At 51.7% G+C, this 15,532-nt stretch carries 17 protein-coding genes and 1 pseudogene; 8 read left to right on the top strand and 10 right to left on the bottom strand.

From position 1 onward, the window contains the following. The first annotated feature begins 6 nt into the window (after positions 1-6). Positions 7-1,773, top strand: coding sequence for an ABC transporter ATP-binding protein (locus NDI45_RS01850; RefSeq protein WP_348245993.1), 1,767 nt, complete (start codon positions 7-9; stop codon positions 1,771-1,773). 98 nt (positions 1,774-1,871) lie between these two features. Here NDI45_RS01850 and NDI45_RS01845 read toward each other — a convergent pair whose 3' ends face one another. From NDI45_RS01845 to miaB, 7 genes and pseudogenes are all read right to left on the bottom strand, one after another. Further along, the gene (locus tag NDI45_RS01845) at positions 1,872-2,048 is read right to left on the bottom strand and encodes a chlorophyll a/b-binding protein (protein ID WP_190791326.1); all 177 of its coding nucleotides are present in this window, start codon (positions 2,046-2,048) and stop codon (positions 1,872-1,874) included. Positions 2,049-2,209: 161 nt separating this feature from the next. Next, complete coding sequence (locus NDI45_RS01840) at positions 2,210-2,554, bottom strand: hypothetical protein (protein ID WP_190791325.1); 345 nt, start codon at positions 2,552-2,554, stop codon at positions 2,210-2,212. 736 nt (positions 2,555-3,290) lie between these two features. Beyond that, positions 3,291-4,064, bottom strand: a complete 774-nt coding sequence (locus tag NDI45_RS01835) for a hypothetical protein (protein ID WP_348245929.1) — start codon at positions 4,062-4,064, stop codon at positions 3,291-3,293. 844 nt (positions 4,065-4,908) lie between these two features. After that, positions 4,909-5,349 (bottom strand): annotated as a pseudogene (locus tag NDI45_RS01830) (ferritin family protein); the annotation flags it as partial. 61 nt (positions 5,350-5,410) lie between these two features. Next, on the bottom strand, positions 5,411-6,250 hold the full coding sequence (locus tag NDI45_RS01825; protein ID WP_348245927.1) for a M56 family metallopeptidase: 840 nt from the start codon (positions 6,248-6,250) through the stop codon (positions 5,411-5,413). Further along, positions 6,250-6,669 (bottom strand): BlaI/MecI/CopY family transcriptional regulator, encoded by a 420-nt coding sequence (locus NDI45_RS01820; protein WP_348245925.1) that lies wholly within the window; start codon positions 6,667-6,669, stop codon positions 6,250-6,252. The genes NDI45_RS01825 and NDI45_RS01820 overlap by 1 nt, the downstream gene beginning before the upstream one ends. Before the next feature lie 74 nt (positions 6,670-6,743). After that, positions 6,744-8,126, bottom strand: a complete 1,383-nt coding sequence (gene miaB, locus NDI45_RS01815) for a tRNA (N6-isopentenyl adenosine(37)-C2)-methylthiotransferase MiaB (RefSeq protein ID WP_348245923.1) — start codon at positions 8,124-8,126, stop codon at positions 6,744-6,746. 874 nt (positions 8,127-9,000) lie between these two features. Here miaB and NDI45_RS01810 point away from each other — a divergent pair. The 4 genes from NDI45_RS01810 (at position 9,001) to accD (ending at position 11,706) form a co-directional block, all read left to right on the top strand. Further along, positions 9,001-9,519: an orange carotenoid protein N-terminal domain-containing protein gene (locus tag NDI45_RS01810; protein WP_190790799.1), complete on the top strand. Its 519-nt coding sequence runs from the start codon at positions 9,001-9,003 to the stop codon at positions 9,517-9,519. Between the two features lie 346 nt (positions 9,520-9,865). After that, positions 9,866-10,369, top strand: a complete 504-nt coding sequence (locus NDI45_RS01805) for a nuclear transport factor 2 family protein (protein WP_242067200.1) — start codon at positions 9,866-9,868, stop codon at positions 10,367-10,369. Positions 10,370-10,540: 171 nt separating this feature from the next. Next, a complete protein-coding gene (locus NDI45_RS01800; protein WP_190790800.1) occupies positions 10,541-10,762 on the top strand; it encodes a hypothetical protein in 222 nt (73 codons plus the stop codon). A gap of 8 nt (positions 10,763-10,770) precedes the next feature. Beyond that, positions 10,771-11,706 carry an acetyl-CoA carboxylase, carboxyltransferase subunit beta gene (gene accD / locus NDI45_RS01795; RefSeq protein WP_190790801.1) on the top strand — a complete coding sequence of 312 codons (936 nt, stop codon included), beginning with the start codon at positions 10,771-10,773 and terminating at the stop codon, positions 11,704-11,706. A 174-nt stretch (positions 11,707-11,880) separates the two neighbouring features. On the opposite strand, the gene NDI45_RS01790 is transcribed toward accD, so the two are convergent. From NDI45_RS01790 to NDI45_RS01780, 3 genes are all read right to left on the bottom strand, one after another. Then, positions 11,881-12,501 (bottom strand): DUF305 domain-containing protein, encoded by a 621-nt coding sequence (locus tag NDI45_RS01790; RefSeq protein ID WP_348245920.1) that lies wholly within the window; start codon positions 12,499-12,501, stop codon positions 11,881-11,883. Between the two features lie 69 nt (positions 12,502-12,570). Further along, positions 12,571-12,795: a hypothetical protein gene (locus tag NDI45_RS01785; RefSeq protein ID WP_348245918.1), complete on the bottom strand. Its 225-nt coding sequence runs from the start codon at positions 12,793-12,795 to the stop codon at positions 12,571-12,573. Between the two features lie 54 nt (positions 12,796-12,849). After that, positions 12,850-13,044, bottom strand: a complete 195-nt coding sequence (locus tag NDI45_RS01780; RefSeq protein ID WP_348245916.1) for a heavy-metal-associated domain-containing protein — start codon at positions 13,042-13,044, stop codon at positions 12,850-12,852. 4 nt (positions 13,045-13,048) lie between these two features. Here NDI45_RS01780 and NDI45_RS01775 point away from each other — a divergent pair, with 4 nt between their 5' ends. From NDI45_RS01775 to NDI45_RS01765, 3 genes are all read left to right on the top strand, one after another. Then, complete coding sequence (locus NDI45_RS01775; protein ID WP_348245914.1) at positions 13,049-13,384, top strand: hypothetical protein; 336 nt, start codon at positions 13,049-13,051, stop codon at positions 13,382-13,384. Positions 13,385-13,419: 35 nt separating this feature from the next. Further along, positions 13,420-14,136, top strand: coding sequence for a DUF2993 domain-containing protein (locus NDI45_RS01770; protein ID WP_348245912.1), 717 nt, complete (start codon positions 13,420-13,422; stop codon positions 14,134-14,136). 62 nt (positions 14,137-14,198) lie between these two features. Then, the gene (locus NDI45_RS01765; protein ID WP_348245910.1) at positions 14,199-15,530 is read left to right on the top strand and encodes a nucleotide disphospho-sugar-binding domain-containing protein; all 1,332 of its coding nucleotides are present in this window, start codon (positions 14,199-14,201) and stop codon (positions 15,528-15,530) included. The last annotated feature ends 2 nt before the right edge of the window (positions 15,531-15,532 follow it).

Genomic DNA, 15,532 nt, shown 5'->3' with positions numbered 1-15,532 from the left:
TCTTCCATGAATTCGCTGCTGCGCGTGTTGGGCAGTCTCAGACACTATCGTTGGCTGGCAAGCGGCGCGTTGCTCAGTTCTTTGCTGCTGACGGCTGCCTATGCAGTCACGCCTCAATTGTTTCGGTGGGGGATTGATCGCGGCATTGCAGCGCAAAATTCCAGGGTGGTTCTGCTGTGCGCTGGGGCAATGGTGCTGGCGGCGATCGCGCGGGGACTGTTCAACTTTGGGCAGAGCTACTGGGCAGAAGCGGCATCGCAGGGGGTGGCTTACGATCTACGAAATCGGATTTTTGGCAAGATTCAAAACCTTAGCTTTAGCTATCACGATCGATCGCAAACGTCCCAGCTTCTAACCCGCGTCACCAGCGATATCGAGCAGATTCGATCGTTTCTCAGCACCAGTTTGATCCAGGTGATTAGTGGCCTAGTGACACTGATTACGATCGCCACCATTCTAATTTTGATGAACTGGGAGCTTGCCCTGATTACGCTCACCGTTGTGCCCATGTCTGCCTGGCTCATGGCGCAATTTCTCACCCGCAATAGCGATTTGTTTCGGCGGGTGCAGGAGCAGTTAGGCGATCTGAATGCGGTGCTGCAAGAAAATCTGTTTGGTGTGCGAGTTGTGAAAGCCTTTGTGCGTGAACAGCCGGAATCCGATCGCTATACGCGACTGAACGATCGCCTGATCCAAACCAATATGCAGACGATTCGGGCGATTCGCAATACGTTTCCCTACATTTTTCTGCTGAGCAATCTGGTCACGGTCGTGGTCATTGGCTATGGTGGCGCGGCAGTGATTGACGGCAGGTTTTCGATCGGTCAACTGGTGGCGTTTAATTCTTACCTGCTGCTGATTTTGCAGCCAATTTTGCTGATTGGGTTTGCGGCTCCCGCTATTGCCCAGGCGGTGGCTTCGGCAGAAAGGGTGTATGAAGTGGTTGATGCGGCGGTGGAAATTCGCGATCGCCCCAATGCCGTTTTGTTTGAGACCTGCGGCGGCAGAATCACCTTTGAAAATGTTTGGTTTCGCTATCCCGGTGCCAGTACGGAAGCACTCAAGGGGATTTCGTTTGAAACCAAACCCAGGGAACTGATCGCGATTTTAGGCATGACTGGATCGGGCAAAAGCACGATCATGAACCTGATCCCGCGATTTTATGACGTTACCCAGGGAGGCGTGCGAATCGACGGACGAGATGTGCGCGATTTTCAGCTCAACAGCCTGCGATCGAAGATTGGCACCGTCTTTCAGGAAACCACGCTATTCTCCGGCACGATTCGCGAAAATATTGCCTATGCCAAGCCCGAAGCTACCCTGGAGGAAGTGATCTCCGTCGCCAAAACCGCTCAAATGCACGACTTCATCACTAGCCTGCCCGACGGTTACAGCACGATCGTTGGAGAACGGGGCATTGGCTTATCTGGCGGACAAAAACAGCGAATCGCGATCGCCCGCACCCTGCTCACCAACTACAGCATCCTCATTTTGGATGACAGCACCTCAGCTGTTGATGCTCGCACCGCTAACGAAATTCAAACCGCCCTCGATGATCTGATGCGCCGCAAAACCTGCACGTCTTTCGTGATTGCTCAGCGCATTAGCACCGTTCGCAACGCCGATCGCATTCTGCTGATGGACAAAGGCAGACTAGTCGCCCAGGGAACCCACGAAGAGCTAATGCGAACCAGTCCGCTTTATGGAGTCATTCTGGAATCGCAAGTGAAGCGGGGTAGAGCAGCAGAACTGTCCCAAGAGTTGAAATTTTGACCTGGTTTCACTCGGTTCCTGCGCCGTTCAACCTGTCATGATCCCCTTTCACCCGTTCGCTTCCTGACTCACCTACTCCCTTCCTTACTCACTCACTACTAAATTAATCCCAGCCAGGACAATAACCCTTGTCCCGTGAAATATTCGATCGCGATCGTTGCGACGAAACCAATCATCGCAGCTCGACCATTAAGCTTTTCTGCATAAGCGTTGAAGCCAAACTTGGGTTCTGGCAGGCTAGGATTTACGGTTGGTTGAGATTGAGAAGAGACCATCGACTAAGTTCACAAAACTTCATCCCTATTGTAGAGGGTCAGCTTCCGATCGTGAGCAGTCGCAACCCGGAAGTTTTTGCTTGTAATGCTGAACCGATCTGATAAAGCTGCTGTGAATTTGTTGGGCAGCAGAGAGGCTGCGCTGACTCGTCCGCCTGAAATTACTTTGAGATGAAGCGCAAATTTCCTTTTAGGCTGGTGGGTTCAAGTTGTTTTGCCCATTGAATAAACTGCGGATCAAGCTGAGCCTCGCTGCTGCGAATTAGCAAAGCGGTGTAACAAGCCTCCTGCCGGACAACGATCGCCTGAAACTCGATGCCATGTGCAACTGCATAGCGCAGTCCCTCTAATCGCAGAGAAGATCCAAGCAGGGACTGCAAGCCGAGTGCCTGAAAAATAGCCTGCACCCAGCTCAAATCAGGATTTTCCTGAGAGGCTAGATATTCTTTAGGCAGACCGCTCAGATCAAAAATTGCTGCACCAATAACAGCATCTAGATAAGGCATGGAGAATTCCTCTGCTAGAGGAGCTAGAGGAAGGGAGAAACCCGGGGAACGAATACTGAGTAAATCACGACTAGCAGTCATATTGGTTAAGCAGAGATTGCCAAAGCGAGGAAGTTACTTGCAAAGCAACTCGACTTCCAGTGTAAAAAGCGGGAAATCAACAACGCGACCGTAGAATCCCTCTGCGATCGTGAATTTTCGATTGAATTGGCAGCTTGGTCTGTCATAGCGGAGGACGAACCGTAGAATAACTCTGTTGGAGACGATCGGTGGAAAGGCTGCTAAATCTAGGAAATCAACTAATTAAAGCGTGCTTGTCCTTAGTTCAAGCTGCCATGAAGAGTGCTCAACCACTTTCTTATCTTTTATTGCGCTGCGATCATCGTTTTTGTCAACTTTAAACACAACAAATTCGGTTTTCTGCTTCTGACTGCTTATCTTATTTACACAATCGTAAGTTTTAGCAGCATTCAAACCCGCTCGTCGTCTACCCACTTCCTGAGGCGATCGGGCAGGAAATTAGCGATTACCCTTCGGGCAACTGCGAAGTACCTGGGTACAGCGTGCAGCCCACCTAGATATTCAAAAAAAGATATTCACAAAAAATAAGGGGGCAAAGCCCCCTTTCAGGTAGATGACGAGCAAGCTGAATCAAGGAAACAGTTGCTACCAATCCTCTATTCAGCTTTTACTAGCCCGAATTACCACAGACCGCGAACTGGAGCCGCCGGGCGAGTTACACCTGTGCTGCCCGTGCCTGTACCCAGACCTGTGCCGCTCGTGCCTGTACTGCCTGTGCCTGTACCGAACCCTGTGCCAGATGTACCCGAAGTTCCGGTAGTGGGGTTTTGCTCAGGGACAACCCGGCGAGTATCGTTGTTGAACGTACCATTTGTTCCGGGAGTTGTCGTACCGGGTCGAGTAATGGTGCTGGGAGAGGTCGTCGTGCCACCTGCCCCTGAGCCAGAACCGAAGCCGCTGGACGAACCACCCGTATTGGTCCGGTTTTGGGTGCCAAAATCCGGTGAGTTGGAGTTTGGTACATTAGGATTGGACTGGGAAGGAATATTGCTGGGATTGTTGAAAACGCCCCGCGGATCGTTGGGTCCAGTGCCATCGGATGAGCCATCGCCATCGCTACCAACACCGCCATTATCGCCGCCACTGCTGTTGCCACCAGCACCGCCGCCACTGCTGTTGCCACCAGCACCGCCGCTGTCACCACCAGCATTGCCACCAGCACCGCCACCAGTAGCGCTACCGCCGCCACCGCCGCCGCCACTGCTGCCACCAGCACCGCCGCTGTCACCGCCAGCCGTGCCGCCAGCACCGCCACCAGTGCTGCTATCGCCACCGCCGCCGCCACTGTTACCGCCGCCAGCACCGCCACCGCTATTACCGCCGCCACCAGCGCCACCGCCGCCGCCAGCACCGCCACCGCCGCCAGCACCGCCGCCGCCACCGCCAGTAGCAATGAGCTGACTTTCATCAGCATGAGACGGAGCTTCATTTAACTGCCCCAGTGCCAGTGCTGGGAGGCTGACTAACACACCTGCACTCAAAAGTCCTACAAAGCTAAGCAGCTTCTTCACCGCCATTCGATCGCGCTTCTGATACATAAAACGTTCCTCAAGAAAAGTTGCTGAATATGTGTGAAATCCGCTCATGAACCAGGATGAGCAGAAAAGGTTTGCTGACAGAATTAATGGCAAGTCAGCCGCTGAAGTAGCCTAGAAGAATGAACAAAGGAAGGCTTCTTTGTTATCAGCTTGCAGTGCAGAAACATCTTTCCTTCTCTTGGAAGTTAAGGACTATAGCACTGCCTTCGCTCCTATTAAGACACAATAAAACAGCCCGTTCTTTTATTTGTCTATCGAAAGAATGAATCTCTTGCTTCTCGCTATAAACCCTCTGGCAAAGGGCCTATTCTGAGTATGTTTTAAGTGTTGACTACTTAGAAGAACCAAAGAGAAGAACCAAAGGTTTGTATAAACAAACTACAGTTTTAATTTAAATAATTAGGACAGTTTAATGACTGTAATACAATTCTTATCTCTGTAGAAACAGCAATAAAAGGCTGTAATTAATACAGCCTCCAAAGTCCGCCTTTAGATAGACGCTGCTTTATTGGCAGCCTGTAGATCGTTAACAGTTATTTTTTACCGAACTGTTCCTTTTAATGCTTCTGTGTTTTTGGATGCAACTAGATAGAACCGGAGCAAATGACCACCGATCGCCCACTGGAAGCAACTTTCGCAGCGATTTAAGCCATTTGGGGTAGTCTGCCTGCTCGATCGCCATGCGCTTTAAGTTCAAGTCAGCGCAGTGATACAGGCGGCGGAAAAACTGCGAGCAACCGTGTAAATAATCCAATCGATCGGGAAGAAGGTGTCGCTGCGGGCTTTTGTGAAATAGCCCAGGTCAAGCGTGCGGTTGAAATCTTCCATCGGTTTATTGAAAAATCCAGCAGGGCGAGCTTCATCTCGTACTATCAAATGAAACATTTCAGCCAGGACAAGATTTCGATTTTTTAGCTTACGAGACAGTTCTTTAAACGGCAGAAATCCTGAAGATTCAGAAACACACGATCGCTTTAGATAGTGAACAGATCCTTGTCGAGTTTTGCCGTCAATTTGTTCCCGGAATTTTTCAAAAGTAGCATCGCATCCGCAATGATTAAGATTGTAGTCTGCCCACATTGCTTCAAACTCAGCCGCCTGAAGAGATAAATCAAGGTTTGCAGCAACGCCAAAGTTTGTAGTATAAACGCGGGGAGTGATCAGCGTTTCTCCGATCGCTTTGCCTTTAACGCGATCGAGTCTAGGAGCCGTTGGCAGCCCATTAACCCTAATGAACTTAGACGTGAAGCGGCAGCGTTAGCAGCGGTAGCAGTCCCAGTCCTAGCCAGAGCCACGATCGCCCCTGACGCCCTATCTGCTGATCAGGAGAGAGCAATGCCTCGATTCGTTCTTCCAAACGATCGAGCGTTAGATCAGTGTTGAAGCCTGCCTGTAGGGTGGGAAACGGAGTTTGGATGTTCTGGACAATTTGCAGCAGAGATTCTGCAACGACGATCGGATCAACGCGCTGAGCTGCCCAAGCGTCTGCCCGCAGTTCTCGCAACAGCAGCAGTTCTTGCCAGAGGGCTTCGGTTTGGGGCAGCCAGAAGGTGATTTGTCCTAACCAGCCCAGCCAAAAAAACCAGAAAGTATCGCGATAGTGGGCGTGTGCCTGCTCATGGGTGAGGACGGCTTCGAGCTGTTCGGAGTTGAGCTGATTCAATAAGCCGCGACTGACCACGAGTTTCGATCGCCAGAAGCCTACCTGCGCCGCAAACGGAATCTCGGTTTCAAGCAGATGACCGCTCGTTTGAGCCACGGCTTCACAGGGGTAGCATTGAACCTGCTGCGCCGATCGCCAGCCTTGCCACGTCCGGTAGAACAGCGTGAGCAGCGCAAATCCGACAACGGCAATCGAAAACAGATAGCCAATCCAGCCCGTGGAAAAGCCCAGCATTGCCCCATCCATGCCCATCCACACCACTGCCCCACTCATCGTCAAGAGCAGCAGCGGTGGCAGAATCAACCGAGTCAGGGCAAATTGCCAGCGCGTTGCCCAATTGCCTTCACCCGGAACAGAACCACAGCGCAGCAGCAAACCGATCCCGATCGCCAGTCCTGTCAGCAAAAAGTGCATCAGTTTCCCTCCTTGGCTTGGCGGGCTGCTTTTAACCGTTGGGCAATGGCATCTAGCTTTTCGATGCTGGCGCAATCGAGCTGATCAGCAAAGGCAGCGACCACATCGGGATTGCCTACTGCCAAAAATCGCTGAAGCTGATCGTGTGCCTGAAACATCTGCGCCTCGCTCCGAGACACAAGCGGTCGCCACTGGAATGCCCGATCCTGCCGATCGCAGGCCAGCCAGCCCTTTTCGCTCAGCCGCCGCAAAACCGTTGTGACAGAGGCATAGGCAAGCTCACGATCGGGATCAGTGAGAATGCGATCGTGAATTTCCTTCACCGTGGCCAAGCCAAGCTCCCACAGAATTTCTAGAATCTCGGTTTCGAGGGGTCCGAGGGACAGGTGTTTCGGGCGACGGGGCGGTAAGGCAGACATGAGAGGTGAATCACAGAATGAAATTCGTATCTCCCAAAGTATAGCTGCGGAATGTCAGCTACTGAGCCAGACCCTTAAACACAAGCTGGCTGAACATTCCCCAGGCGTTCCCCTTGCGGGACGATCTCCCCAGTGAGGCTAAATGCGCGTGCTTCAGTGATCTTGACCTGCACAAGCTGACCCCGCAACTGCTCGATATTGCCCTCAAAGAAAGTGAGTCGATTGCCGCGTGTCCGCCCCATGACTTGCGCTGGATTTTTGGGATTGGGTTCTTCCACCAGGACTTCTTCGATGCGTCCGCCATAGCGCAGCGATCGTTCTGCCGCTTTGGTAGCCACCAGATGATTCAAGCGTTGCAGGCGATCGGCCTTCACGTCTTCAGAAAGCTGATTGTCCCACAGGGCGGCGGGAGTGCCAGGACGGGGCGAGTAGGCAGCCGTATTGAGCTGATCGAAACCGATGTCTTCGACGAGCTTCAGCGTGTTCTCAAACTGTGCTTCTGTCTCGCCAGGGAAGCCGACGATCGCATCTGCGCTAATGGCAGCATCGGGCATATAGCGACGAATCGTGTCGATAATCCGGCGATATTTTTCATGGGTGTAGCCGCGCGACATTGCCTTCAGCACCTCGTTATCGCCCGACTGAAACGGAATGTGGAAATGCTCGCACACCTTAGGCAACTCAGCGCAGGCACGAATCAGCCGTTCAGTGAAATAGCGAGGGTGGCTAGTGGCAAACCGGAGGCGATCGATTCCCGGTACGGCATGCACAAAGTAGAGCAGATCGGTGAGCGTGTGCAGATGCCGCCCGTCTGCGGTGGCTCCCGGTAAATCGCGTCCGTAAGCGTCGATGTTTTGCCCCAGCAGCGTCACTTCTTTGTAGCCCTGCCGTCCTAGCTCCTCCATTTCTGCGCGGATTGCCTCTGGAGTACGAGACTGCTCCACTCCCCGCACATTGGGAACTACGCAGTAGGTGCAGCGTTCATTACAGCCGTAGATTACATTCACCCAGGCAGTCACGGCACTATCGCGGCGCGGCTTGGTAATGTCTTCAAAAATATGGACAGGCTCGGTTGCCACAATCTGATTTCCGGCAAACACCTGCTCTAGCAAATCTTGCAGACGATTGGCGTGCTGCGGTCCCATCACAAGATCCAGTTCAGGAACGCGACGCAGCAGCGATTCTCCTTCCTGTTGAGCGACGCAGCCCGCCACAATCAGCGTCAGGTTAGGCTGTTCGTGTTTGCGCTTTGCCTGCCTGCCCAGGTAGGAATAAACTTTTTGCTCGGCGTTGTCCCGAATCGTGCAGGTGTTGTAGAGGATAACGTTTGCCTCATCAGGAGACTCTGACCACGCAAACCCCATGTTTTCTAAAATGCCTGCCATCCGCTCGGAATCAGCTTTGTTCATCTGACAGCCGAACGTGGTGATGTGATAGCGACGGAGAGAATCAGTCATAGGTTTGTGAAATCAGAGCGTGCTGAATCAGAAAAGAGAAATGAACTGGGGAATTGTCCGTTTCTTATTATAGGTTTTGTGGTAGGTTCCTCTTTCCCTGGTGATCGTTTTCCCTCCAAATTCCTTCTAAAAATTTCCCACAAAAAATCCCGGCAATAAAACCGGGAGATGTCCAATGGTGTGCTTGAGTGGCAGTGTTCCCACGTCTGTCCCGAAACAAACAGCAGTATCCAGCAGTAGCATCCGAAGCCCACAAAAAACTTGCCCCCGCATGACTGCCATGAGGCGGCTACCCGATTTGCAGGGCTGTTCTATGTATGGCTCACGATCACGCTATGCCTCAAGATCGCGACGCTCAGTCTGTTGCCTTCAGGGATTTCCTGCTGTTATTGGTTCTGGAAAAGCTACAAACCAGTAGTTTTCCTTCCTTAACCATCCTCCCTTAACCCAATTAAACCCACTCAATTGGAGAATGAAGCTGCAGACATTTGTAAACATTGTTTGCGTTTTGTAAACAATTCGTGCAATATATGCGTAGAGGTGAGTACGCAAGAGTTCTTCTCTTGAGTCCAAATCTCAAGTTCAACTTTGGAGCCAGTATGGTTCGGAGTCGGTGTGGTTCAGAACCAGTATCGTCTGGAACCAGTATTGTCCAGAGCAGCAATTCGGGAGGTTGAAATGGGGAATCGATTTGAGGAACCCATTTAAGACTAGTTCTCAGGACTCGTTCACTCCCTTCTAGAACTTGAGATACGAAAACGATTCGGCGATCGCTGAACGAATTTACTGCAAACTCACTGCAAATTCACAGCTCAGCTCCATTAGGAGCGATCGCAGCCACTCTTGCAAACAAGCACTCTTGTAGATAAGCACTATGACTTACAGCACAGATTTTCGTCTCTCTATCGTTTCCAACCCTTACCTATCAAGCAATCTAGCGGATCCCGTTACCGCAACCACTGCTCAGTTTAAGCAGCTCACCGTTGACGACCAGCTTGCTGTGCTCTGGTATGCCTATACGGAAATGGGACGATCGATCACGCCTGCCGCTCCGGGTGCTGCACGGCTCCAGTTTGCAGAGGGCATTCTGGCACAGATCAAGAAAATGGCTTACGACGACCAGCTTCAAGTTATGCGCGATCTGGCAAGCAACGCAAACACCCCGATCAGCCGCTCCTATGGGGTTCTCAGCGTCAACACTAAGCTGGCTTTCTGGTATCAGCTAGGCGAAATGATGGTGCAGGGCACAGTGGCTCCCATGCCTGCGGGCTACCAGCTTTCTGAGGCAGGGCGATCAGTGCTGGAGATGATCAAGCAGCTCGATATGGGTCAGCAAATCACCGTCCTACGAAACACCGTGGTTAATATGGGCGTTGATCCGCTGGCTGACTAAGCTCCGGCGCATTGTTCAGCAAACCAATTGCTTAATCCAGCGGGGTGGGTGAATGCCTGCTCCGCTTATTTCTTGATCGACAGGTTTCCCTCGAAGGCAGGATGTTTGCAGTCGCTCAATCGCGTTTGATCAGAAAAACAAAATTTCGATCGGGCTGTTTGAGAATTCATTGCCGTTACCCGGACTGCTCCCTAACGCCACTTCTTGGGGAACCGAGCCTGCTTTAGGGATTCAAAGTCCCCTAAGGTTGACGGGCTTTAGGGGGTGTAAAACTTTTCCCACTGCTCAAACATCCTCTAAGACTCTTGCCCTCGAATTTTTCCGACCTCAAATCTTTCAGAAAGGAATGGAGAACCGCATGGATCGCGTTAGCCCTGCTGATCAAGTTACTGCTGACCAGACCTATCCAGATACTGCACAGCCGATGCTTACCCCTGATCAACCTGATCAAACCGATGCTCAGCCTGAGAGCCAAATCGACCGTGAGACAGAAGCCGTTATTCAGCAGTATTTTGAGACGTTTAACACAGGAAACTTTGCCGCGATCGCAGGACTTTTTGCCCCAGAAGGTGCGCTGTATCCTCCGTTTGAATCGGCTGTAGTCGGACCGGATGCCATTGCTGCTTATCTGAACCAGGAAGCGCAGGGAATGACGATCGAGGCGCGGCAGTGCGTTCAGAACCTGACGGAAACGGGCGAAATCGAAGTTCAAGTGGCAGGCAAGGTGCAAACGCCTTTGTTTGGGGTGAATGTCAGGTGGTTGTTTGAGTTGAATGATCGTCTCGAAATCCTTAGCGTTCGCATCAAACTACTGGCTGCCCTGGAAGATCTGCTAAAGCTAAAGCAGTAGAGGACCAAAACAGCAGGAACAAAAGAGGCTGAACTGGCGTAATACACTTTATTACTAGTTGCTATTTCTGGTACTGTCGCTTCAATCCTGCTCGATCGTCCTCGTGTCTCATCGGAGTCAAATCGTGCGACGATAGAATCTCTGGTGTTTTTGCTTTGATAGGATTATCCTGTGAACTGGATCACGCTAAGAACAGCCAGTACGCAGTGGGAGGCGGAGCTAATGCAGCAAATGCTAGAAGCTCAGGGCATTCCGACTCGCCTTGTGTTTGACCGGGCAATGCCGCACTGGGGTTGTGGTGTGCCTTTTACGCTGCAAGTCCGCGTTCAGGATCAGTGGACTGCTCTCTTCCTGCTCAGCCCCATCGAAGAAAACCTTGAAGAAAGCGTTTGAGAAGCTAAATGTCTCTATTTGACTGGTTTGCCAATCGACGAAAATCGGGTTCGACGAACACGGAGCGACAGGAGCGCGAAATCGCAGACGGCTTGTGGAGTAAATGCCCTGACTGCAGCGTTCTGACCTATACCAAGGACCTGCGGGCAAATCAAATGGTCTGCGCCGAGTGCGGTCATCACCTAAGAATTTTTAGCGAAGAACGCATTTACCAACTTATTGATCCAGGAACCTGGAAACCGCTGGATACCCAAATCTTGCCAACCGATCCGCTGTCGTTCCGCGATCGAAAATCCTATGGTGATCGACTGCGAGAAACCCAGGAGCGGATTAAGCTTACCGATGCCGTTCAAACCGGACTGGGACAGCTCGACGGTCTGCCGATCGGCTTGGGCGTGATGGATTTCCGCTTTATGGGCGGCAGTATGGGATCGGTGGTGGGCGAAAAGCTGACCCGCATGATCGAGCGATCGACCCGCGAACGGCTGCCAGTCATGATTATTTGCGCGTCGGGCGGAGCCAGAATGCAAGAAGGAATGCTGAGCCTGATGCAAATGGCAAAAATCTCTGCTGCCCTGGAGCGACACCGGGAATCTGCGCTGCTGTACGTTCCGGTTCTCACCCACCCCACGACGGGCGGCGTGACGGCAAGCTTTGCCATGCTGGGCGATGTGATCCTGGCAGAACCCAGTGCAACGATCGGCTTTGCGGGGCGGCGCGTCGTAGAACAAACCCTGCGCGAAAAGCTGCCCGACGATTTCCAGACTTCGGAATATCTGCTGACTCACGGCTTTGTGGATGCGATCGTCCCCCGCACTCAGCTCAAGAAAACCCTGGCACAGCTTATCCGCCTGCATCAGCCCTACCCCTCGCCAACCGCAACCCATCCGAATCATTTTGTCCATGTGCCGGAGACGATGCCAGTGAATAGCAGAGTACAGTAGGGGCGATTGCTAATTTAATTTACGGTGACGTAGGATGTGTTAGCGCAGCGTAACGCGTCACTAGAAACCAATCTGCCTCGCCCCGTGTTTCCTGCCGAGTGCCCACCCGATCGAACAGGTTTTAGATTCAGATTTTCTGCCGCAGTAGGACGATCGTATCCAAAGTTAATTGGATTAGTGGTGCGTCATGCTGCTTGCGCCAAACCAGTCTTTCAGCCAAGCCTGCATCTGCTGAATTTCCTGCTGCTGGCTGGAGGCAATCTGTTCGGCGAAGGGGCGGACGGGTTCGTGCTTCACTAGATTTTGGCTAAGGAGCTGTTGCGACATCGTTACGGCTCCCTTGTGATGCCTGACCATGCCTTCAAGGAATGCTCGATCGAGCGCGTCTCCTTGAAGCTGGGTTAGATCGCCCATCATCGGCTGATAGTTTGCCTGGGTTGGCTGTCCGGGATACCATTCGCTCAGCCACTTTTGCATTTGCTGAACTTCTGTGGACTGCACCCGGATCACTTCTTGAGCAAACTGCTTCATTTCAGGACGATCGCTGCGCTCCAGCATGATTTTGGCAGAGTCGATCGCTTCCTGATGGTGCGGGATCATTTGGGTCAGGTAGTCTTGCTCGCTGCTCACCTGCATTTCGTGCATCATTTGATTGTGAGCATTCCCGCCCTGAGCCTGCATTTGCGGGGAGTGGTTGGAATGATCCATCTGCTGAGCCTGATTTTGTTCGGGCATTGCACAGCCCATCAGGGTGGTGAGGGCAGTTGCGGTCATTAAAATGAGTTTCGATCGCATGATTCTTTACTCCACAGAAATCTAGAAGTCGGGTCAGGATGCACTTTTGCGGCTGAATTTGCCCACCGATCACTTCATCGCCCTGCCAATCAGCTTGCGAATTGCCTGGGAGGTTTGTCTTTTAGCGCAACTTGCCAAGAGACAACCGAGGAGAACACAAGCGATGGCGATCGCAGGCGTTTTATCATACCCCTGGGAAACGAGTTTCTGAACGGTAAAAAGAAACAGAAACAGCGTGACAAATAACAAAGAAAAGTACGCCGCGCTTGTCCCCAGGACAATCAGCATATCCATCGTTGTGGAATGTCGCTTGAACGTTTTAGAAGTTAGTAAGGAATGAGAAACGGATTAGTTAACGGTGTAGCCTGCGGCGACGATCGCTGCTTTCACAGTCGTTTCTGGGGCTGCAGTTTCGATATTCACCTGCTTGGTTGCTGGATCAGCCGCCACTTTTGCACCCGGATCGATCGCTGTTACCGCATTTGTGATTGTCGTTGCACAGGCAGAGCAAGCCATATCGGGAACCGTATATTGTAGGGTCATGATTTTGTCTCCACTAAAAAAAGTCTTCGATTCAGGTCAAATCACTGCTTCAGGAAAGCTCGATCGGCATGACTTGAACTCCCACTTCTATCCTGAAGGCTCCAGTCGGGTGGAGAGTCAAGGGGGAACTGTAGAAGAAAATGGGTCGGGGGAGCAAATGGGTCGTTTGTTGTTTGCAGAAGCCAAAGAAGCACAACTTTCAGCACTCGCTGCACAGCAGAGCTTCACTAAAGTTTACTTTTTCGGCGGTTCAAACCTGTTCTTCCGGCAGACGAGAAATGGTGAGAAATTGCTTAATTTACGATCGACAAAGGTTCAAGCGGCGTCTTCATTTCTCTAGGAAATGGGGATTCAGGAGGGTGTGAGGCAAACAGCATGAAGCGGGAATCCAGTCGTTTTTCGCAGCAGGCCATTAATCGCATTGCTGAAATCGCGATCGCCAGTCAGTTAAAGCAGGACGTTGACCTCAGCGTTAATATTGCAGCAACACTGAAGCAATTGGCAAAGGGGCAAATTGATGCGATCGTCATCTTGATCGAGAGATTAGTGCTGTCTAGAAACTTGAAAACCGAGGCATTTCAGCTTGATATCGGTGCGGTGACGGTGAAACCCCTAAGTGCGCTGAAGGGACAGATCAAACTGCTGCATCCTTCGCAGGGAAAGCTGAGCGTTGTGATTAACGAGAACGATCTGACCACTGCGCTTAACCAAGCAATCGCGCAAAATTCTCCTCAATTGAATCAAATCACTTCACCTGTTCGCTGCTCACTGGTTAATAATACAATCACGATTCAACTCAAGCCGAATCCCTTGTCTGATGAAACAGAATCGATCGTGTTAATGGCATTGCCCCCTTCAGAACAGGAATCCAAACAGGGAATTGTCTGGCAGCATTCACTTTCTTCTCATCCGTCTTCTCAGCAGTCAAATCCAAGCTGGGCTTCTGACGTGATTGCCAGCCTCGATCGGCTTTTGAATCTAAAGGACTTTGAACAAAAAGGGCTATTTCTCACCGTCCAAGAAATACAAATTGCTGACGGTAAGCTGCGGCTTAATGCAGATGCATTTATTCAAGAGTTTCCTCCTGATTAAGCGCGATCGTCTTTTATTGTTTTTAATTTAATCTCTTTAATCTCCAATTGATTCACCTGACTATGACTCACTTTGGTATTATTTGCCCTCCGCTGTCCGGTCATCTTAATCCCCATGCTGCGCTAGGACGAGAGCTACAGGCTCGTGGGCATCAGGTCACTATGCTGCAAATCCCCGATCTGGAACTCAAGGTGCGATCGGAGGGCTTGCAGTTTGCGCCAATCGGCTCTCGCTATCAGCCCGGAATGCTGGCAAAGACAATACAGCAGCTTGCAACGCTAAGCGGTATCCCGGCACTGGAACAGTCGGTTACGTTTTGCGCTGAAATCGCCACGATTTTGTGTGAAGATGCTCCTGCTGCGATCGCTGCTGCCGGAATCGAATTTTTGATTGTGGATCAGCTTGAGATTGTGGGGGAGACGATCGCCGAAGCGATGGGACTACCGTTTGTGTGCGTGAGCTGCGGTCAGCTCATTCATCGTCGTGCCGAGATGCCGCCTTTTTTCATGGGCTGGAGCTACAATCTGGCAGCCTGGGCAAAACTCCGCAACCAGTTGGCTTACTGGATTTTCGATCGCCAGTCTCAGCCGATTTTGCAGACGATTAATCGCTATCGAGAGCAGTGGCAGTTGCCGCCTTATCGCCAGCTTTATGCGTCTCGCGCTCGATTGGCGCATCTGTGTCAGCAGCCTGTCGCCTTTGATTTTCCCTGTCCTGATTTGCCGCCACATGTTCACTATCTGGGACCGTTTCGCAATCCGTCTCCCCGCGCTGTGCCGTTTCCGTTTCATCGTTTGACAGGACAACCGCTGATTTTTGCGTCGCTGGGCAGCATTCAAAACACCAAGCAGGAAATTTTTCGTCAGATTGCGGCTGCCTGTGCCGAACTCGATGTGCAGCTTGTGATTGCTCACGGAGGCGGCATGAGCGAAATCGCGATCGCAGAGCTTTTTGGAGAGCCGATGCGAAGCACTTCCCCTGATAAGGTAATTGTCGTCGAATATGCCCCCCAGTTTGATGTGATTGCCCAGGCAAGTCTAACCATTACCCACGGCGGATTAAATACGGTACTGGATTCGCTCAGCCACGGAGTGCCGATCGTCGCAATTCCGATCACGTTTGAGCAGCCCGGAACTGGGGCACGCATTCGCTGGACGGGCGTAGGCGAAGTTATGCCGGTCGATTACTCCTTACGAGGAAGTGCGCCGCATCAACTTGATGTGCCAATGCTCAAAGCCACGATTCAGCAGGTTTTAACCGAACCGGTCTATCGCCAAAATGCCCGACGAATTCAGCAGGCGATCGAACAGGCTGGAGGGGTGCGCCGGGCAGCGGATATTATTGAGCAGGTCATAGGACGGAATCGAAAGGCGATCGCCGTCTCAGCCGTTTAACC

This window comes from Leptolyngbya sp. GB1-A1, assembly GCF_039962475.1.
Taxonomy (GTDB): Bacteria; Cyanobacteriota; Cyanobacteriia; order Elainellales; family Elainellaceae; genus Leptolyngbya_A.
This window is presented reverse-complemented; position numbering and strand designations above follow the sequence as displayed.

Coding starts and splice junctions, on each gene's coding strand:
- NDI45_RS01770 (WP_348245912.1), top strand. CDS start 13,420: ATGAAGCGGGAATCCAGTCGTTTTTCGCAGCAGGCCATTAATCGCATT.
- NDI45_RS01840 (WP_190791325.1), bottom strand. CDS start 2,554: ATGCCTTATCTAGATGCTGTTATTGGTGCAGCAATTTTTGATCTGAGC.
- NDI45_RS01785 (WP_348245918.1), bottom strand. CDS start 12,795: ATGGATATGCTGATTGTCCTGGGGACAAGCGCGGCGTACTTTTCTTTG.
- NDI45_RS01810 (WP_190790799.1), top strand. CDS start 9,001: ATGACTTACAGCACAGATTTTCGTCTCTCTATCGTTTCCAACCCTTAC.
- NDI45_RS01820 (WP_348245925.1), bottom strand. CDS start 6,669: ATGTCTGCCTTACCGCCCCGTCGCCCGAAACACCTGTCCCTCGGACCC.
- miaB (WP_348245923.1), bottom strand. CDS start 8,126: ATGACTGATTCTCTCCGTCGCTATCACATCACCACGTTCGGCTGTCAG.
- NDI45_RS01825 (WP_348245927.1), bottom strand. CDS start 6,250: ATGCACTTTTTGCTGACAGGACTGGCGATCGGGATCGGTTTGCTGCTG.
- NDI45_RS01790 (WP_348245920.1), bottom strand. CDS start 12,501: ATGCGATCGAAACTCATTTTAATGACCGCAACTGCCCTCACCACCCTG.
- NDI45_RS01780 (WP_348245916.1), bottom strand. CDS start 13,044: ATGACCCTACAATATACGGTTCCCGATATGGCTTGCTCTGCCTGTGCA.
- NDI45_RS01835 (WP_348245929.1), bottom strand. CDS start 4,064: ATGAAGCTCCGTCTCATGCTGATGAAAGTCAGCTCATTGCTACTGGCG.
- accD (WP_190790801.1), top strand. CDS start 10,771: ATGTCTCTATTTGACTGGTTTGCCAATCGACGAAAATCGGGTTCGACG.
- NDI45_RS01765 (WP_348245910.1), top strand. CDS start 14,199: ATGACTCACTTTGGTATTATTTGCCCTCCGCTGTCCGGTCATCTTAAT.
- NDI45_RS01850 (WP_348245993.1), top strand. CDS start 7: ATGAATTCGCTGCTGCGCGTGTTGGGCAGTCTCAGACACTATCGTTGG.
- NDI45_RS01845 (WP_190791326.1), bottom strand. CDS start 2,048: ATGGTCTCTTCTCAATCTCAACCAACCGTAAATCCTAGCCTGCCAGAA.
- NDI45_RS01805 (WP_242067200.1), top strand. CDS start 9,866: ATGGAGAACCGCATGGATCGCGTTAGCCCTGCTGATCAAGTTACTGCT.